Below are 19,314 nucleotides of genomic sequence, written 5' to 3'. Positions count from 1 at the left end.
AATAAAAGTCAGGCGGGCGGCGCTCGCGAAACAGGCACCCCCCCAAGGTTGTGCGGCGCTTATCATTAGAAATTAGCGCTGACAACAGCCCCGCCGCTGACCCGTCATGCGGCGAAATGGCCGCAAACCGGAGCTCCCGCAGGGAAAGGCGCTTCAGAGAAAAGAATAAGGGTCGATATCGACCGAAATCCGAACCTGCGCCGGAAGTTTCAGGCGCGCTGTCCAGGCGGTCATATATGCCGAGAGATCCACGATTCTGGGGCTTTTGATCAGGAACCGCCGCCTGTGGCGCCCGCGCAGCACGGTGATGGGCGCCGGCGCCGGCCCGAACACCTCGATTCCCTCTCCATTGGGGGCAGCGGCAGCAATTTCGAGGGCGATTTTATCCACAAGTTCTGCCGACGGCGCAGACAGGATCATCGCGGCCAGGCGCCCGAAGGGAGGCAGCACCAATTCGGCGCGGACATCTTGTTCGATCTGGAGGAAACCGTCCCGGTCATTGGCGGCCAGCGCCTCCATGGCGGGGTTATCCGGCGCGTAAGTCTGCACCAGTGCCCGGCCCGGACGCTCCGCCCGCCCTGCCCGGCCCGCCACCTGGCTCAGTAGCTGATAGGTACGCTCGCCGGCGCGCAGATCGCCGCCCTTGAGGCCGCTATCGGCGTCAACCACGCCCACCAGCGTCAGATTCGGGAAGTTATGCCCCTTGGCGACGATCTGGGTGCCGATCATCACATCGATCTCGCCCTGCTCCATCCGCTCCACCAGGCTGCGGACAGCATCGCCGCCCTGCGCCGTATCTGAAGAAAAAATCTCGATCCGGGCGTTGGGCAGCAGAACGCGCACCTCTTCGGCGACCCGTTCCACACCGGGGCCGACGCCCATCAGCGAATCAGCTGCGCCGCAATGGGGGCATTTGGCAGGCTTCGGAATGGAATAGCCGGTAACGTGGCAAACCAGCCGGCCGGAATAGCGGTGCTCCGTCAGCCAATTTTCGGTGCCGGGTGTTTTCAGCCTTTCCCCGCAGGCTTTGCAGATGACGAGAGGGGCATAACCACGGCGGTTGAGAAACAGCAGGGATTGCTCGCCATTGGCGAGTGTCTGGATCAGCGCACGCTCCAGCACCGGCGACAGCCATTTGCCCTTTTCGGGCGGGGCCTTGCGCAGGTCTACGAGCTCAATATCCGGCAGGCGAGAAGCACCGGGCCGGGCCGACAGGCGCAGGCGCACATACCGGCCGGCCTCCGCATTTACAGCGGTTTCCAAGGCAGGTGTGGCCGAAGCGAGAATCACCTGCCCGCCTTCCGTCTTGGCCCGCATCACCGCCAGATCGCGGGCATGATAGGTAACGCCGTCTTCCTGTTTGAAGGAGGTGTCATGCTCCTCATCGACGATGATGAGGCGCAGCTTGCGGTAGGGCAGGAAAAGGGCCGAGCGGGCGCCGATCACGATGCGGGCGCGGCCATGGACAGCCTCACGCCAGGTGCGGCGGCGATCCTTGGGGTTCATGCCGGAATGCCAGGGCGCGGGCGCAGCGCCAAAACGCGCCTGAAAGCGGGCGAGGATCGCTTGCGTCAGCGCAATTTCCGGTAACAAAACAAGGATCTGCGCTTCAGGATCTGAGCGGAGTGTTTCGGCAATCGCCTCGAAATACACTTCCGTCTTGCCCGATCCCGTCACCCCATCGAGCAGGAAGGCGGAGAAACCACCCTGTTGGATAGCAGCGCGCAATTCCACCGCCGCAGTGGCCTGTTCGCCCGTCAGGCTGGCGCCAGGAAGATCCGGATCGGGGATCGCGAAGGGCGGGTCGCTGTCGATTTCCACAGGCTCCAGCGCGCCGGCCTCAACCATGCCTTTGACAACACCGGACGAGACGTTTGCCGCCGCGGCGATGTCAGCGGCGGCCAGCAGATGGTCGTTTCCGGACATTTCCGGGCAATTCCGGTAAACATCGAGCACCTTCTGGCGCGCGGGCGTCATCCGCTCGGGCAAAGTCCCTGTCAGCCGGTAGCGGGTCTCGACCGGGGACGGCAGAAGGCCGTCCCGCGCCCGCAGCGCCATTGCAAGCACCTGCCCCGGATGGGTGACGGTGTAGCGGGCGACCCATGCCAGGAACTCGCGCATCGGCGCGCCCATGGGCGGCGCCTCATAGACCGCCGTGACAGGCTTGAGCTTGCGACCGGAGCTCACCTCATCGCCCAGCACCTCAACCACCATGCCCAGCCGGTCATACGGGCCGACCGGGGCAGCGACATAGGCGCCTGGTTCCAGCCCCATCCCTTCCGGCACCGTGTAATCGAACGGTTCGGGCAGCGGCAGGGTGAAGAGGATTCGGGCAACGGCCATGCCCTCGGCTTATCGCTTTGGCCGGGGGGCGTCATCCCGTCTGCGCACCGGGAAGCTGGATCAGTTGGCGCAGGAAGTCTAAGGCGCGCGGATGATCGAGCTTGCCCCTGAACTGATTGCCTTTCTCGTGGTGGCCGCCGTGGCGGCCGGCTTCATCGACGCCATCGCGGGAGGCGGCGGGCTGATTACGCTTCCGGCGCTGCTAGCGGCTGGCATCAACCCGTTCTCGGCGCTGGCGACCAACAAGGTACAGAGCAGCTTCGGCACCGCCATGGCCACCTGGAGCTATTGGAAAGCCGGGCGGATCAACTTTGCCCTGATCCTTTGGCCACTCATCGCCACCTTCATCGGCGCGGGGCTCGGCACGGCTGCCGTGATGGTGGTGGACAGCAGCTGGCTAATGGTGGTGCTGCCGGGCCTGCTTGTGGCGATAGCGCTCTATTTCCTGTTCGGGCCGAAAGCGAGCGATGAGGATGCGCACGCCCGGATGACACCGCTGGCTTACAGCAGCGTTGCCGGCGGGATTGGCTTCTATGACGGTTTCTTCGGACCTGGCACGGGCTCGTTCTTTGCGCTCAGCCTGGTGACGCTGCTGGGGATGGGCCTGACGCGGGCAACGGCACATACAAAGGCACTGAACCTTGCCAGCAATGTCGTCTCGGTTGCCGTGTTTGCCCTGGGCGGACAGGTGCTCTGGGCGCTTGGCCTGACAATGGCGGCGGGCCAGGTGCTGGGCGGGTGGCTTGGCTCGAAGGCGGCAATGCGGTTTGGCCCGCGCCTGATCCGGCCGCTGCTGGTGATCATCTGTCTGGCGATGGTCGCGCGGCTGCTGTCCGACCCAGAAAACCCGTTGCGGGTGTGGGCGTCTTCCCTGCTCGGCTGAGGGGCGGCGCCTTACCCTAGCGTGAGCGCTTGCCAGCCTTCGCCCTGCCCCCTACCCCTTTGGCATGGCAAAAGACATGACTTCCGGCTACGAGCCGCTGACCTCGATCGAGGCGATTACCGCAGGGCTCGGCGAAGTGGGCTATATCTCCACCGCGCAGATTTCCACGGCTGTTTTCCTGGCCCATGGCCTGCGCAAGCCCATCCTGATCGAAGGCCCGGCGGGCGTTGGCAAGACGGACCTTGCCGCTTCGCTTGGCCGCTGGCTCGACCTGCCGATCATCCGCCTGCAGTGCTATGAGGGCCTCGATGAAGGCAAGGCGCTGTATGAATGGAAATACGGCAAGCAGCTGCTCTACACGCAGATCCTCAAGGAGAAGCTGAACGAGCTGATCGGGGAAGCCGACAATCTCTCCAAATCGCTGGGCAAGCTGGCCGACTTTGAAGACCTGTTCTTCTCCCCGCAATTCCTTGAGGCGCGCCCCCTGCTGAACGCCATGCAGCAGGACAAGGGCTCAATCCTGCTGATCGACGAAATCGACAAATCCGATGAGGCGTTCGAAGCCTTCCTGCTGGAAGTGCTGTCGGATTATCAGGTGTCCGTGCCCGAGATTGGCACGATACGGGCCAAGGTTCCGCCCATCGTGATCCTGACGTCGAATAATGTCCGCGAGCTGGGCGACGCGTTAAAGCGGCGCTGCCTGCACCTGCATATCGGCTTTCCTGATCATGTCCGTGAGCAGAGGATTGTGCGCGCGCGGGTGGATGGCATTTCCGATACCCTGCTCTCGCAACTCGTCCGCTTTGTTCAGTCGGTCCGCGAAGCCGACATCAAGAAGCGGCCTTCGATTGCCGAGACGGTGGATTGGGCGCGCACGCTGCTTCTGCTGCATTCCAGCAGCCTGGACGAACAATTCGTGCGCGATACGCTGAACGTGCTGCTCAAGCATGAGAGCGACATTGCGGCGATCTCTCCGCAGATCCCCAAAATGGTGCGCGAGGCGGTGGGCACCGATTCGGGCGGACGGACGGCTTCTGGCTATCCGGACCTCGGATAAGGTGGCGCGCGCATGGAGCGCCAGATCTCCAATTTCATCCGAGCACTGAGATCTGCTGATGTGAAGGTCTCAACCGGTGAAGCGCTGGACGCGGCGCGCACCGTGGCGATGATCGGCTATGGCGACCGGGGCCTGCTGAAGGATTCGCTCGCCTGCGTGTTGGCAAAATCCGAAGCGGAAAAGGACGTACACGACAAGCTGTTCGATCTTTACTTCGCCGCCAGCAACAAGCGTAGCAGCACGCAGAGCGAGGCGGAAAACCGCGACGATTGCTCAGGCGACAGCGAAAGCGGCGGGCAGGACACCGCCGACGCGGCCGAGCAGATGATCGCGCTGACCCAGCCCGGCAATGAACAGGCGCTTGCCACTGCCGTGGAACGCGCCGCAGAAGCCGCTGGCCTCAACGACATCCGCTTTTCCACGCAGACGGCCTACTACGCCCAGCAGATGGTAAAGGCCATGGGCGGAGAAGCTTTGCAGGCGCGTCTGCTGGACGCGCTGCAACGCTCTGGCGCAGAGGCTGATGCGGATGCGCAGCGCATGATCGATGCGCGCCGAGCCCTGACCATGGCCGCGCGCGAGCGGGCCGAGCGGGCATTTGAAGTGTTCGGCGCGGGCGAGACCGAAAAGTTCCGCGATGATGTGGCAGCCACCAAGCGCCTCACTGCGCTGGAAGCCCATGACATGGCACGGATGAAGCTGCTGATCGCGAAGATTGCCAAGCGGTTGGCCGTGAAGCACTCGCGCCGCCGCAAGAAAACGTCTCGCGGCATTCTGGACGTGCGCCGCACGATGCGCGCCAATGCCGGCTATGACGGCGTGCCGTTCAATGTGATCTGGCGGCAGAAGAAAAGAGACCGCCCAAAGATCGTTGCCGTTTGCGACGTATCCGGATCAGTGGCCGCCTATGTACGCTTCCTGCTGCTGCTGCTCTACTCCCTCAAGGAAGTGATCCCGGACCTGCACGCTTATGCGTTCTCCTACCGGCTGGGCGATGTCAGCGACATTCTGGAAGAGAATGAATTTGACGGCGCGATGAAGAAAATCCTGCGGGAGTTCGGCCTCGGCTCAACCAGCTATGGTCAGGCCTGGTCTGACTTCAAGACAGACCATGAAACCGTGATCGACCGGCGCACAACCATCATCGTGCTCGGCGACGGCCGCTCAAACTATGGTGATCCCCGGCTGGACCTGTTCAGCGGCTTTGCGGGCCGCGCCAAACAGACCATCTGGCTGAACCCGGAAGGCCCCGCCCTCTGGGGCACGGGCGACAGTGTGATCCCGCGCTATGCGCCCTATTGCAACCAGATGAGCCACGTGGCGACACTCAAGGATCTTGAGCGCGCCATTGACGAAATCCTGACAAGCTATTCGTGAACGGATGGCCTCAGGCGAGGCCCATCTCTTCGCGGTAACGCCGGCGCAGAAGGTCGATCGGCGCCAGGTCGCGCTTCTCGGTTTCGTAATGCCAGTAAGTCCAGCCATTGCAGGCGGGCGCCTGCTGCACCTGCGCGCCGAGGCGGTGGATGGAGCCGGTGATGGCGCCGGTGGTCAGCGAGCCGTCAACACGAATGCGCGCCTGGTGGCGGCGCTGGGGCGAGAAGAGACGGTCGCCGGGTTTCAGCCAACCGGTCTCGATCAACGCGCCGAAGGGCACGCGGGCGAGGGATTTCTTGCTGCGCTCGGTTTCCAGCACTTCCCCTTCCAGCGGCGTGATCGCCTTGATGCGGGCGCGGGAGAGGCGGGCATAGCTTTCTTCCCTCTCGATACCGATGAAATCCCGGCCAAGGCGCTTGGCGGCAGCCGCTGTGGTGCCCGTGCCGGAGAAAGGGTCGAGGATGAGATCGCCCGGATTGGAGGTGGCCAGCAGCACGCGGTGCAGCAGCGATTCCGGCTTCTGCGTCGGGTGCGCCTTGCGGCCGGCCTCATCCTTCAGGCGCTCGCCGCCCGTGCAGAGCGGGATCGTCCAGTCAGAGCGCATCTGCTTGTCTTCATTGAAAGTTTTCAGCGCGTCATAATTGAAGGTGACGCGGCTGTCCTTGGACTTGCCGGCCCAGATCAGCGTTTCATGGGCGTTTTGGAAGCGGGTGCCCTTGAAGTTCGGCATCGGATTGGATTTCAACCAGATCACGTCATTCTGGATCCAGAAGCCCTGATCCTGAAGCACCGTCCCGACACGGAAGATGTTGTGGTAGGAGCCGATAACCCAGATGGCGCCATCGTCCTTCAGGACACGGCGGCATTCTTCCAGCCATTGATGGGTAAACAGATCATAGTCGTCAAAGCTGGCGAACTTGTCCCATTCATCATCCACACCGTCGACCACGGACTGGTCCGGACGGGTCAGCCCGCCCCCAAGCTGGAGGTTATAGGGCGGATCAGCGAAGACGAGATCGACGGACTTGTCCGGAATGCGGGACAGGACCTCGATGCAATCGCCCTGGATGATCGTGTTACGCTGGATGGTCATGGATCGTTCGCCCCGCGACTCTACTGTGACTGTTACAGGCGACCCTGAATCGCGTCGGTTACCAGCGCGTGTACGAAAACCTTCCGGAAAGTTACCAACTGCCTTTTGTGGGTTAATGCGGGGTCCCTTGCCCCGCTGCCGCATTCGTCATTAGGTCAGTGGTTACAGAAGCGTGTCACCGGCGGCGCGCGAGGAGTGGATTTGCGATGATGCTGGCGCTGGAACTGCTTGGCGGAATTGGCCTGTTCCTGCTGGGCATGTCGATGCTGACAGAAGGGCTGAAGCTGGCCGCCGGAGACGGCCTGCGCGCCATCCTGCGGAACTGGACGCGCACACCGGCCCGCGGTCTCATCTCCGGCGCGCTGCTGACAGGCCTCGTCCAGTCTTCCAGCGCGGTGACCGTCGCCACCATCGGGTTCGTGAATGCCGGGCTGCTGACGCTTCGCCATGCCGTGTGGGTGATCTTCGGCGGCAATATCGGCACCACGATGACCGCCTGGCTGGTGGCGCTGGTGGGGCTGAAACTCGACATCGGCGCCTTTGCCCTGCCGATCATCGGCTTCGGGGTGCTGGCGCAGATGCTGGGCACGAAACGCCCGCGTGTTTCCGGAACCGGCCAGGCACTGGCCGGGTTTGGTCTTTTCTTCCTGGGCATCAGCATTCTGAAAGGCGCCTTCGAGACGCTGCTGCCCTGGTTCGAGACGCTTGATCTGTCGCAAGCGGGGTTTTTTGCACCTTTCGCTTTTCTTGTGTTCGGAATGGTGCTGGCCGCGCTCGCCCAATCTTCAAGCGCGGCGATTGCCATCATCCTGACGGCCACAGCCGGGGGCGGGTTGCCGCTGGAACTGGCCGCCGCCGGCATCATCGGCGCCAATATCGGCACGACCTCCACTGCCATCTTTGCCTCGGCAGGCGCCACCCCGGCGGCCAAGCGCGTTGCCCTCTCTCATATCGTGTTCAACATCTATTCTGGCGTCGCCGCCTTCCTGCTGCTCTACCCCCTGGTTGCCGCCAGCCATTGGCTCGCCGATCTTCTTCTGGTGGACAGCAAGGATGAGCCGCTGACGCTGGCGATCTTCAACACCCTGCTGAACGTGCTGGGCGTGGTGCTTATCTGGCCCTTCGCCGGGCGTCTCGTTGATTGGTTGCAGCACCGATATGTCGCCCCGGAGGAAAGCATCGGGCGCCCGGCGCATCTCGACCCGACGCTGGCCGCAGTGCCCGCACTCGCTCTGCGCGGCCTGGTGTTGGAAATCCAGCGGATGATGACGCTCGCCTTCGCGAGTACCGAAGCCCGCCTGTCTCCGGCAACGAAAAAACCCTTCAACGGAAATGGCGACGCAGGCATCCTGGCGCTTGGCCAATCCATCCGGGACTTTATCGCCGATCTCAGCCGCCAACCCCTGCCTTCCGATGTCGTCACCGCCCTGCCGGACCTGATCCGCTCCATCCACCATGTCGAGGAAACCGTGGCCGAGGGCGCCGCAATTTCTGAAGGGGCGCAGCCGCCCGAAGCCCTCACGAGCGGACCAGCCTGGGACCGGCTGAGAGCCGGCGTCCTGGCCACACTGGAAACAACGGCAGGGGACCCTGACGCCTTCAAGACTGAATTCGACACAGAAATGGATGAAGTCGATGAAGCGTATGAGGGCATCAAGAAAAACCTTCTGGCCAGTGCTGCCGCTGGGCGCATCAGTGTCGATGCGATGGAAGCGGCGCTCCTGCGGGCGCGGCGCATGCGGCGCGTGGCGGAAGCCGCGCTCAAGGCGGAGCGGCGCCTCTGCCCCTGGGCGCCGGTTGCTTCCGGCCGGGTGGAGACCGCGCCACCTGAGGAAACCTAGAAATCCAGGCTGAGCTGGCTGGAAGGCGCGCCGGGCGGACGGAAAAGATCGGTTCGCAAGGGCGGCCTTGGCTGGTTGAGCCCCAGCCGGGACGCAGCGCGGACAAACCGGTTACGGATCAATTCTGCCACCGGGCCACGCCCCGAGCCGCGCTCGAACCATTTGGCGTCATAATCCTTGCCACCGCGCATCTCCCGCAGCGTATTGATAACGCGCGCGGCCCGGTCGGGCGCATGCTGGGCCAGCCATTCATGGAAGAGATCCTTGATCTCGAAAGGCAGCCTCAGCACGACATATCCCACACCCCGCGCGCCGTGATCGGCGGCAGCCTGGATCAGGGTTTCGATCTCGTGATCATTGAGGCCGGGAATGATCGGCGCCGTCATCACAGCCACCGGAATGCCCGCCTCGGAGAGGGCCTTCACCGTTTCCAGGCGTCGCTCCGGCGTGGCGGCGCGCGGCTCCATCTTGCGGGCGAGTTTCCGGTCCATCGTGGTGATCGACACCCCCACCCGTGTCAGCCCCTTCTCCGCCATCGGTGCCAGAATATCGATGTCGCGCTGGATCAGGGCCGATTTAGTCAGGAGACTGACGGGGTGATTGTGCGCCGAAAGGATCTCCAGAAGCTGCCGGGTAAGGCCCTGCTCACGCTCGATCGGCTGGTAGGCATCGGTATTCATGCCCAGCGCAATGGGGCGCACAACATAGCCGGGGCGGGAAAGCTCCCGCACCAGCAGGTCCACCGCATTCGTCTTGCGGAACAGTTTGCTTTCAAAGTCCAGTCCAGCCGAGAGCCCGGACCAGGCATGGGTGGGCCGCGCAAAGCAATAGATGCAGCCATGCTCGCAGCCCCGATAGGGGTTCACCGTCCGGTCAAACGAAATGTCCGGCGACTTGTTGAAGGTAATGATGGAGCGGGCCACCTCGTCGAACACCTGCGTGTCCAGCCGCTCTGCCCCGTCCTCTATCGTGTCCCAGCCATCGTCAAAGGCGTGGCGCGTTTCCCGTTCATACCGTCCGGTCTGATTCGAGATGGCGCCACGCCCCCGATGCTCGAAACGCTCTGCCACGCCGTGTGTGTCGAGAAGCGTGACCCGTCCTGATTTCTTCAGTTTCTGTCCCGTACGCATACCGGCCACAAAGCCAGAGAAAAAAGAACAAATCAAGAACTTGTGAGATCACTTCCTGTGGGATTTGCCGCCGGATAGATAGGCCCCTCATCCGGAGAAGCCTTTGTTTTGCCGGAATAGAGGCTGATACTGCGCCTGCAAACACGGACACGCCTTTCATGCTCAGCATATTCAGGGTCTTCGCCGCCGGCTGCGCCGCCGTGCTGCTCGCGGGCTGTTTCCTTTCAGACAAGCCGCTGATCGGCGAAGGGGTCCACATCCATGACGGGCCTTTGACCTTTTGCCTCGATGCGAGTGAACCCTGCCATCAGACAACGCTTCAGGAAGATGTTTATCTGATCCTGCCCAATCCTGAGGATGGCGCGGACGAAAAGCCGATTGCCGTGCGCTTCCGCCCCCTGATGAAGGCGGGCGGTGAGACGATATGGCTGGGCGAGGCCGATCTGTCCGGTGAGGGCGATCAGGAGGCGTGGGGCTATGTGGTGGCCCGCAAGCTCAAGGATATCGATCTTGGCGTGCGGGAGTATGAAGTTGCCGTGCCCGATTGTAGCCAGGCGAGTTCCTCGCAGCTTATCCGCTATGGCCTGGAGAAAGAAGGCAGCTATTCCTGCCGCGTGACGGATATTGATGCCTTCGCCGAATACCTGCGCACGCGCCATGCAGAAGACTTTGCCAGCGATGCCTGGTGGGCAGAGGCGCGCTAGATCCAGCGATCCCATTTATGTGGCACGCCATGGGTGAGGCAGATGTCGCGCAGCCGGTCAGTGGCCTTGGGATCATTGGCAAGGAATTCGATGGACAGCGCCATCAGAAGCTGACCCCAGGCTTCCTTCGGCACAATCGTCCAGAACTCATAGTCGCTGTCGCCCCAGAATTCTTCGACGCTTTTGCCCATATCCTGCGTATCGATCACGAATTCGCCGTTCCGGAGCGAAGCGCGAACGGAGCGGAATTCCTCCCCATCCTGACGAAACAGCTCGATGGATTTTTCCGGGTCGCTCATCGGCCTTTTCCTTTCGCCGCAAACAGGGTGCGCCAATAACCACCGCCCGATGGCCGGGGGCGCTTCCAGCCAGACTTTTCCAGGTCTGCGGCGGAAACACGCGCCTGGGCGCTAAGCTGGATGAGCCGTTCCCTGCCCAGCCCGCGGACAAGGCCGGAGATGTCGACGGCGCTTCCGCCGGATAGTTCCTCATACAAATCTCGGGAGAGCAGCAGCCCCTGCTCCGGCAAAGGCTGGCCCAGCTTTTCCGAATAGCGGGCAGCGTCCTTTTCCAAGGCCCGGGCACGGCGGTCGTCTGATCTGTAGCGGAGTTCAAAGAAGGCCGCTTTGCCGGGGCGGGTGTCGATATGGTCGCCGGCGCGCTCGGTCCACTCCCGCGACAGGGCGGCGGTGGCCGGCAGGATCAGCAGCCAGTCGCCGCGCGCCTCTGCCACGCCCGCCCGGATCGGCTGATCTTTTGCGATGATCACGCGGGCGCCGGTGGCCTCGCCGATCTTCACCGTGGCGTCAGTCGAGCCCTGATCCACAACGATCACCTCACGGATCAGCGCTGCTTCGAGGCCGGGCATCAGGCTTTCCAGGCAAAGCGGCAGATCTGCTGCCGCGTCCAGAGCCGGAATGATGATGGAGAGCGGCGCAGGCATCAGGGTTTCCGGTGAGATTTTGAAAGGAGCGGAACGCAAGGGCCAGCTGAGGCGTTCATTCGGCAGTTTAGTCAAGGAGACCCCAGATGGCGACGATCTATGAAGAGCTGAAGTCTGATCATGACAAACATCGTAAACTGCTGGCGCAGCTGGAGGAAACCAGCGGTGATTCGGAAGAGCGGCGCGCGCTCTGGCAGACCTTTTATTACGACGTCGGCGCCCACGCGGCCGCTGAGGAAGTAAGCTTCTACAGCGGGCTGATCGCCAAATCTGACGGCCAGCCCGAAGGCCGCCATTCGGTGGCCGAGCATCACGAGCTGGACGAGATCCTCCAGGAGCTCAACGAAATGGATATGAGCTCCCCGGGCTGGCTGACGCGTTTCAAGACGCTGAAAGATCGCTACGAGCACCATATCGACGAGGAGGAAGAAGACATCTTCCCGGTGGCAAAGGATGTGATCGGCCCCGACAAGAGCGGTGAGATCGCCGCAGAATTCGTCCGGAGGAAAAAGCAGGAACGCAAGCTGGTGGACAAGAAAGCCGAAGAGGCGCTGGAGGACTAGGCTTCCAGCTCCCGCAGCCGCTTTTCAATCAACAGCAGGTCGCGCCAGGCGCGGCTCTTGTCCTGCGGGCGGCGCAGCAGATAGGCCGGGTGCAGCATTGGGATCAGCGCCGCGATGTAACCGCCAGGCGTACGGTAGGTGTATTCATTGCCCCGCAGCTTCATGATTCCGTCCCGGCTGTTCAGCAGGGAGACGGCGGGAACGCCGCCTGCGGCAACGATCAGCTTCGGGCGGGTAATCTCGATCATCCGGTCCACAAAGGGCCGGCAGACGGCCAGTTCATCCAGTTCCGGGTTCCGGTTGCCCGGCGGGCGCCAGTAATTGACGTTGGAAATCAGCGCATTTTCCGTGCGGCGGCGGCCGATCGCGGCCAGCATCTTGTCCAGCAGCTGGCCTGCCTTTCCCACGAAAGGCTTGGCCCTGCGGTCCTCTTCCGCGCCCGGCCCCTCCCCGATCACCATCAGGCTGGCGCCGGGGGTACCATCATAAACCACCGTATTCTCGCAGGTTGCCTTGAGCGGGCTGCCGCCAAAATCACCGACCGCGCGGGCCAGATCATCGATGGTGGCGCACTCTGCGGCCAGACGCTCAGCCTCCCGAATCCAGTCGGTAACACTGCGGGCGCCGCGGCGGCGCACCACCGGCACTTCGGCCTGCTGGACAGCCGCAGGGGTTTCCGCAACGGCAGGGGCCGCAGCTAGCAGAGCCTCCACCAAAGGCTCGTCGACAGCAACGCCCATTGCGGCCCACCATTCAGTGAGTGCAGTAATTGGCGCTCTTGACGCAGGGGATGACATTGCGGACAGGCTGGACCTTCGGGAAACAGGCTGTAAGTGCTACCCCGGATACAGATATAAAGCGCAAAGCGCAAACAAGGAGCAGCTTATGGCGGAGACCCCTGAGCGCGAGTCGATGGAGTTCGACCTGGTTATCGTTGGTGGCGGCCCGGCAGGCCTGTCCGCTGCGATCCGGTTCAAACAGCTCGCGAATGAAGCCGGTGAAGACCTTTCCGTGGTCGTTATCGAAAAAGGCGGCGAGATCGGCGCGCATATCCTGTCGGGCGTGGTCATGGACCCGGTTGGCCTCGATCAGCTGATTCCCGATTGGCGGACCCGCGATGACCGCCCGCTGAAAAGCGAAGTGACGGATGACAAGTTCATCTTCCTCGGCCCCAGCGGCAGCGCCGACATCTCGTGGCTGCCGATGCCCCCCTTCATGAAGAACCACGGCAACTTCACCGGTTCGCTGGCCAACGTCACCCGCTGGCTCGGCGCAGAGGCTGAAAAGCTGGGTGTGGAAGTATTCCCCGGCTTTGCCGCCTCCGAGCTCGTGTTTGACGACAAAGGCGCCGTCAAAGGCATCGTCGCCGGCGTCATGGGCATTGGCGCAGACGGCCAGCCGAAGGACGACTACCAGCCCGGCATGGAACTGCTCGGCAAATATGTCCTCTTCGCCGAAGGCGCCCGCGGCTCGCTGACCAAGCAGCTGATCCGGAAGTTCAATCTGGATGAAGGCCGCGACCCGCAGAAATACGGCATCGGCCTCAAAGAGGTCTGGTCTGTTCCGGAAGAGAATTTCAAGGAAGGCTATGTCCAGCACACGATGGGCTGGCCGCTCGACAACAAGACCGGCGGTGGCAGCTTCCTCTACCACTTCCGCGACAATGGCGAGCCGTTCATCACGGTCGGCTTCGTGGTTCACCTGAACTACGCCAACCCTTACATTTCGCCCTATGACGAGTTCCAGCGCTTCAAGCACCACGAGTCGGTCTCGCACTTCCTCAAAGGCGGCAAGCGCGTGGCCTATGGCGCGCGCGCGATCACCGAGGGTGGCTTCCAGTCGGTTCCCAAGCTCGCCTTCCCCGGCGGGGCGCTGATCGGCTGCGGCGCCGGTTTCGTCAACGTGCCGCGCATCAAGGGCAGCCACAACGCCATCCTCACCGGCATGATGGGCGCCGAAGCCGCCTTCGAAGCCATCCGTGAAGGCCGCGCGGGCGACACGCTCGACAATTACGAAGAGGCTTATGCCGGCTCCTCGGTTTACAAGGAGCTCAAGACCGTCCGGAACGTGAAGCCGCTCTGGTCGAAACTCGGCACCGCGCTCGGCATCCCGATGGGCGGGTTGGACATGTGGGTCAACAGCCTGTTCGGCTTCTCCTTCTTCGGCACGCTCAGCCACGGCAAGACCGATGCGGCTTCGCTGAAACCGGCGAAGAACTTCAAGCCGATAGAGTATCCGCGTCCGGACGGCGTGCTCAGCTTCGACAAACTGACCAACGTGTCCTTCACCAACACCTATCATGAGGAAGATCAGCCGGTTCACCTGAAAGTGGCTGACCTCGCCCTGCAGAAATCGTCCGAATACGACGTTTATGCAGGCCCTTCGGCGCGTTACTGCCCGGCCGGTGTTTATGAATGGGTGAAGGAAGACGGCGGCGCGATGCGCTTCCAGATCAACTCGCAGAACTGCATCCACTGCAAAACCTGCGACATCAAGGATCCCAACCTGAACATCAACTGGACGGTTCCGGAAGGTGGCGGTGGCCCCGCCTATTCCAACACCTGATCTGAAGAATTCCGCTGCGCCGCCTTCATTCGGGGCGGCGCAGTCACCTTACCGTCATTAGAGTTGCGCCCGCCTTGCTCTTGCCCCAAGGGACTGCTTGATTGAGCGTTCCCATTCAGGAGTGAGCGAATCCCCATGCTCGAAGCCTCCCGCGTCCCGGCCGGTATCCTTGCCGTTCTGCTGGCCCTGTCCCCAGCCGCCTGCGCCACCATCCCGCAACTGGCGCAACCGCAGCAGGATGAAGCGGCCGCTGACACGTCCGCGTCCGCCCGGCTTTCACCTGCCGCGCAAGCAACGGCCATCCCGGGCGCTGTATATGCCAGCGCTGAAGACGCGATCGGTGCAGGCGACACTGCGGGCCTGCTGACGCTGCTGGCGGCCATGCCTCAGGACGAGCGGGAGGTGGACAATTTCGCCAATGCCTATCTCGCGCTGGACCGCGCCGCAGATGGCGACTTTACCGGCGCCCGAAGCTATCTCGGCATTACGGGCGATCCGGAAGCCGAGGCGGACCTGCCCGGCTTTTATCTGTGGCTGGATGCCTGGCTGATTGCGCTGGAGGGCAATGGCGCCGCCGCCATCGAGCGCCACCGCGATGTGGCGGGCAGCATGCCCGGCATCACGGCAGACCTGTCGCTGGCCGCGCTGCTGGAAGCAGCCGGGCGCACAGACGAAGCCCTCGCCGTCTATGAAGCCCTCACCCCCTCCCGGATCGAAGCCCCCGAGCATGAGTTCGATCCGCGCAGCATCGTTTTCCAGCATGTCAGCACGGTCGTCGTGCGCCATGCGCTGCTGTTGCAGCGGCTGGGGCGCATTGATGAGGCCAAGGCCGTTTACGAACAGCTTGCTGCCGCGCAGCCTGAACAGGCCACCAGCTATGCCGCCGCCATAGAAAGCCTGGAAACCGGCAAGAACCTCGACAATCAGCCGCTCACCTTCGTGACCGGCTTTTCGCAGTCCCTCTCGGATGTTGCCACCGCGCTACAGCAGCAGCGCTACATCACCGCCGCGCTGGCCGGCCGCGACCTTGGCGGCTTGGACACTGAACGCGCCGGTTTTGATCTGGTCACTCTGGTGATTGACCCTTCCAATGAAGCTGTCCGCAGCGGCGTGGTCGATGCTCTCTATGAGCAGGCCCTGTTTGACGGCGCGGCCCATGTTGCGCTGGCCGCGCCGGAAACGACCCCTGCCCTGCAAATCTCGGCGGCCCAAGCGCTGATCATGTCTGATCATGAGGCAGAAGCGCGCGCCGCGATTTCCAAGGCGCTGAGCCTTTCCAATGACGATCAGAAGCTGCAGACCCTCTATGGCGCGCTGCAGCTCAGTGCCCTGCTGAACGACCGCGAGAAAGCGATGAAGCTGCTTCCCGAGCTGATGCAGCTGGCGGTCAATCCGGCTGAACTGGCCGCAGCCAACGGGCTTGCGAGCTCGCTCTACAACCATTTCGGGGAAATCCCGCAGGCCGTCAGCCATGCCGAAGAGGCGCGCCGGCTGGATGATACGCATGAGCGCCGGATGACGCTGGCAGACCTGCTCGGCCGCGAAGGCCGCGTCAATGACGCGCTGGTGATCCTGCGCAGCGAGCGGCTTGCCCGCCCGAATGATCCTTACACGCTGAATTCCCTCGGCTATTTCCTCGTCACACGGACAGACCGTACGGATGAGGGCTACAAGGTTCTGGCCCGCGCCATGCTGCTGGCCGACAGCGATCCCTACATCGCCGATTCGTTTGGCTGGGCGCTGTACCAGTATGGCGACCTCGACCGGGCCCAACGCCTGATCGAAGGCTCGCGGGAAGACCTTTTGCCCCACCGGCATTGGGAAATCGAAGACCATCTGGGCGACATCTACTGGCATCAGGGCAAACAGGATGAGGCGCGTGCTGCCTGGCAAGCCGCGCTGGACAATCATCCGCCCCAGCTCGAGCGGGATGCGATCGCCCAGAAGCTGGCCGATGGGCTGACGACACCGGCTCCCCAGAAGAAGCCGCTGCCGGAGATCCGCATCGATGATGGCGAGATCAACCGCCGCGACATCTGACACCGGCCCCTTTTGCCCGCCACCGGCGCGCCTTAGTATAGCCGGAAATGCGTGCGACCTCGCTCGCACGTAGAGTAGACTGTGGCCGCAGGTCCACGATTCGCCGCAAGGTTTGCAAATGACAGATGCCCCCCCAACCTTCCAACCCTCGCGGAAGCCTGATCCTTACCGCGAACCCGGCAAATATGCCGGCCTCTGGAAATGGCTCCGCCGCCTGGTCATTCTCGGCCTGGTGCTGGGGGTTATCGGCATCATTGTGGTCTGGGTGTATTTTGCGGCGCTGGGCCGGGACGTGCCCTCGATTGCCAAGCTGAAGCAATATGAACCGCCGATTACCTCGCGTGTTCACGGCGGCGATGGCGCGCTGATTGCCGAATTTGCCAGCCAGCACCGTGTGTTCGTGCCCTACGAATCGATTCCCGAGCATGTGATCCAGGCTTTCGTCGCCGCCGAAGACAAGAACTTCTTCACCCATGATGGCCTCGACTATGCCGGCATCGCCCGGGGCGGCATCAATACAGCCAAGAACAAGATCAGCGGTTCGGGCGGGATGCAGGGTGGCTCGACCATCACTCAGCAGGTCGCCAAGAACATGCTGCTGACGCGCGACCAGAATATCGAGCGCAAGGCCAAGGAAGCCATCGTCGCCCAGCGCATGGAGAAGGAGTTCACGAAGGAGCAGATCCTCGAACTCTATCTCAACGAAATCTATCTGGGCGGTCAGTCCTATGGCGTCGCCTCTGCCGCGCTGAACTACTTCAACAAGTCCCTGCCGGAACTCGACCTTTCAGAGGCAGCCATCCTGGCCTCACTGGCCAAGGCACCATCTGCCGTGAATCCCTACACCAACCCGGACCGCCTGTTGGAGCGCCGCAACTATGTGCTCGGCCGCATGGTCGAGGATGGCTACATCACACGGGAAGAGGCCAACGAGGCGCGCGAGCGTCCGCTGACCACCACCCGCCGCCTGCGCGGGCCGGAATATGCAGCCGCCACCTATTTCGTTCAGGAACTGCGCCGTGAACTGATCAAGACCTATGGCGAGGATACGCTGGAGCAGGGCGGCCTTTCGATCCGTACGACCATCGATACCCGCCTGCAGCTCGCTGCCCAGCAGGCGCTTCAGAACGGCTTGGTTGCCTATGACCGCCGCCATGGCTGGCGTGGGCCGCTGGCCACCCTGCCGGTCGATGAAAGCGCCGCAGCGGCGCTCAAGGAAGTCGAACTGCCCGGCGGCTACGGCGCCTGGGAAGCTGCGCTGGTCACATCCGTTTCGGCCAATGGTGCGGAGCTGTTGTTGACCGATGGCGCCAAGATCAAGATGCCCGCCGAAGAAGTGAAATGGGCCGCCACCTATAAACCCGCGGAGGGCAAACCTGGCCTTCAGGCAGGCTATGTCATCCTCGCGGAATTCAAGCGCGAAGCGTCCAAGGACGGCGCAACGGCTGTGGCCGAAGAAACTGCTGAAGGGGAAGGCGGCGAAGCTTCGGACGAAGCCGCACCGCCGCAGCCTGTCATGGTGCCCGTCGGCAATGCCACGCTGCGCCAGGTACCCGAAGTTGACGGCTCTCTCGTCGCGCTGGACCCGCATACGGGCCGCATCCTGGCAATGCAGGGGGGCTATTCCTTCTTCAAATCCAGCTTCAACCGCGTCACCCAGGCAAAGCGCCAGCCGGGCTCCAGCTTCAAACCCTTCGTCTACGCCGCTGCGCTGGAGAAAGGCTACACCCCCGCCAGCCGTATGCTGGACGCACCTTTCGTCTCGTTCGATGTGTCGACCCAGAAATACTGGACCCCGAAGAACTACACCGCCGGGCAGTCCTCCGGCATGGTGACGATGCGCGTGGCACTCGAGAAGTCGCTCAACATGGTCACCGCCCGTGTTGCGCAGGATATTGGCATGCCCGCCGTGTCCGACCTTTCCGAACGCCTCGGCGTCTATCAGAAACTGCCGCCCTACGCCGCCATGTCGCTGGGCGCAGGCGACACAACGATGCTCGATTTGACACGGGGCTACGCCGCCTTCGTCAATGGCGGGCGCCTCGTCACGCCAACCCTGCTGGACCGTGTGCAGGACCGTTATGGCCGCACCCTCTACAGGCATGACACACGCGCCTGCGAAGGTTGCAATGTGGACGACTGGAATGGTGGCGAGCCGCCTGCCCTGCCCGACACGCGCCAGCAGGTGCTCGATCCCATCGTGGCCTACCAGGTCACCCATATGCTCGAAGGCGTGGTTGAGCGCGGTACTGCCCGCCGGGCCCTGCGCGTTGGCAAGCCGCTCGCCGGCAAGACAGGCACCACGGATGACTATCGGGACGCCATTTTCGTCGGCTTCTCCCCGGATCTCGTTGTCGGTATCCGCATCGGCTTTGATGACAACCGCTCGCTCGGCGAAGGCGAAGCGGGTGGCTCCGTCGCCGTACCAATCTTCACAGATTTCATGGAGAAAGCGCTGGAGAAGGAACCGCCTACACCGTTCCGTATCCCGCCCGGCGTCCGCCTTGTGAAGATCGATGCGCGCACCGGCGCCCTGGCAACGCCCGGCACGGCAGTGGTCATCGACGAAGCCTTCCGCCCCGGCACCGAGCCAGGCCTGACAGCCTTCAACGGCGCCGACGATTGCCTGTCGATCTCCGGCTCCTGCGGCCCGTCGAGAGACCCGGTCTCCCCCCTCGAGGACGACACGGCCGACGCCGATCTCGGCGACGTCTTCTGACGTAGAAATCGCAGCTTTGACCCCATGCGGCAGCCCGGTTATAGGGTCTGCAAACG

Annotated in this window: 15 protein-coding genes; 9 read left to right on the top strand and 6 right to left on the bottom strand. The window is 62.9% G+C overall.

Annotation, left to right across the window (positions count from 1 at the left end; all coding sequences use genetic code 11):
• Nucleotides 1-153: 153 nt before the first annotated feature.
• The gene (locus HPO_RS06730; RefSeq protein WP_035596051.1) at nt 154-2,343 is read right to left on the bottom strand and encodes a primosomal protein N'; all 2,190 of its coding nucleotides are present in this window, start codon (nt 2,341-2,343) and stop codon (nt 154-156) included.
• A gap of 91 nt (nt 2,344-2,434) precedes the next feature.
• Here HPO_RS06730 and HPO_RS06725 point away from each other — a divergent pair, with 91 nt between their 5' ends.
• The 3 genes from HPO_RS06725 to HPO_RS06715 all read left to right on the top strand — a co-directional run bounded on the left by HPO_RS06725 (nt 2,435) and on the right by HPO_RS06715 (nt 5,660).
• Complete coding sequence (locus HPO_RS06725) at nt 2,435-3,226, top strand: TSUP family transporter (RefSeq protein ID WP_035596048.1); 792 nt, start codon at nt 2,435-2,437, stop codon at nt 3,224-3,226.
• 76 nt (nt 3,227-3,302) lie between these two features.
• Complete coding sequence (locus tag HPO_RS06720; protein ID WP_051612382.1) at nt 3,303-4,283, top strand: AAA family ATPase; 981 nt, start codon at nt 3,303-3,305, stop codon at nt 4,281-4,283.
• A 12-nt stretch (nt 4,284-4,295) separates the two neighbouring features.
• On the top strand, nt 4,296-5,660 hold the full coding sequence (locus tag HPO_RS06715; RefSeq protein WP_035596045.1) for a vWA domain-containing protein: 1,365 nt from the start codon (nt 4,296-4,298) through the stop codon (nt 5,658-5,660).
• Nucleotides 5,661-5,670: 10 nt separating this feature from the next.
• Here the strand turns inward: HPO_RS06715 and HPO_RS06710 are convergent, their stop codons facing one another.
• On the bottom strand, nt 5,671-6,753 hold the full coding sequence (locus HPO_RS06710; RefSeq protein WP_035596042.1) for a site-specific DNA-methyltransferase: 1,083 nt from the start codon (nt 6,751-6,753) through the stop codon (nt 5,671-5,673).
• Between the two features lie 206 nt (nt 6,754-6,959).
• On the opposite strand from HPO_RS06710, the gene HPO_RS06705 reads away from it, so the two are divergent.
• Entirely contained in the window at nt 6,960-8,594 is a 1,635-nt protein-coding gene (locus HPO_RS06705; RefSeq protein ID WP_051612381.1) for a Na/Pi cotransporter family protein, read from the top strand.
• Here the strand turns inward: HPO_RS06705 and HPO_RS06700 are convergent.
• A complete protein-coding gene (locus HPO_RS06700) occupies nt 8,591-9,724 on the bottom strand; it encodes a PA0069 family radical SAM protein (protein ID WP_035596263.1) in 1,134 nt (377 codons plus the stop codon). The two genes, HPO_RS06705 and HPO_RS06700, sit on opposite strands and share 4 nt — an antisense overlap.
• Nucleotides 9,725-9,882: 158 nt before the next feature.
• On the opposite strand from HPO_RS06700, the gene HPO_RS06695 reads away from it, so the two are divergent.
• Entirely contained in the window at nt 9,883-10,428 is a 546-nt protein-coding gene (locus HPO_RS06695; protein WP_035596039.1) for a hypothetical protein, read from the top strand.
• Here HPO_RS06695 and HPO_RS06690 read toward each other — a convergent pair.
• A complete protein-coding gene (locus tag HPO_RS06690) occupies nt 10,425-10,727 on the bottom strand; it encodes a hypothetical protein (protein ID WP_035596036.1) in 303 nt (100 codons plus the stop codon). The two genes, HPO_RS06695 and HPO_RS06690, sit on opposite strands and share 4 nt — an antisense overlap.
• Entirely contained in the window at nt 10,724-11,371 is a 648-nt protein-coding gene (locus HPO_RS06685; protein WP_051612380.1) for a glycosyltransferase, read from the bottom strand. The genes HPO_RS06690 and HPO_RS06685 overlap by 4 nt, the downstream gene beginning before the upstream one ends.
• Before the next feature lie 86 nt (nt 11,372-11,457).
• Between HPO_RS06685 and HPO_RS06680 the strand changes: the two genes are divergently transcribed.
• Complete coding sequence (locus tag HPO_RS06680) at nt 11,458-11,934, top strand: hemerythrin domain-containing protein (protein WP_035596033.1); 477 nt, start codon at nt 11,458-11,460, stop codon at nt 11,932-11,934.
• Here the strand turns inward: HPO_RS06680 and HPO_RS06675 are convergent.
• On the bottom strand, nt 11,931-12,674 hold the full coding sequence (locus HPO_RS06675; RefSeq protein WP_084324204.1) for a uracil-DNA glycosylase: 744 nt from the start codon (nt 12,672-12,674) through the stop codon (nt 11,931-11,933). The two genes, HPO_RS06680 and HPO_RS06675, sit on opposite strands and share 4 nt — an antisense overlap.
• Before the next feature lie 145 nt (nt 12,675-12,819).
• Here HPO_RS06675 and HPO_RS06670 point away from each other — a divergent pair, with 145 nt between their 5' ends.
• The 3 genes from HPO_RS06670 to HPO_RS06660 all read left to right on the top strand — a co-directional run bounded on the left by HPO_RS06670 (nt 12,820) and on the right by HPO_RS06660 (nt 19,258).
• A complete protein-coding gene (locus HPO_RS06670; RefSeq protein WP_035596027.1) occupies nt 12,820-14,499 on the top strand; it encodes an electron transfer flavoprotein-ubiquinone oxidoreductase in 1,680 nt (559 codons plus the stop codon).
• 135 nt (nt 14,500-14,634) lie between these two features.
• Nucleotides 14,635-16,539 (top strand): tetratricopeptide repeat protein, encoded by a 1,905-nt coding sequence (locus tag HPO_RS06665; RefSeq protein WP_035596024.1) that lies wholly within the window; start codon nt 14,635-14,637, stop codon nt 16,537-16,539.
• A gap of 118 nt (nt 16,540-16,657) precedes the next feature.
• Nucleotides 16,658-19,258, top strand: coding sequence for a penicillin-binding protein 1A (locus HPO_RS06660; protein WP_241767875.1), 2,601 nt, complete (start codon nt 16,658-16,660; stop codon nt 19,256-19,258).
• Nucleotides 19,259-19,314: the final 56 nt, after the last annotated feature.

The organism is Hyphomonas polymorpha PS728, assembly GCF_000685315.1.
In the GTDB taxonomy this organism is placed as follows: Bacteria; Pseudomonadota; Alphaproteobacteria; order Caulobacterales; family Hyphomonadaceae; genus Hyphomonas; species Hyphomonas polymorpha.
The sequence above is the reverse complement of the archived record's forward strand: the minus strand, read 5'-3'. Positions and strand labels throughout refer to the sequence as shown.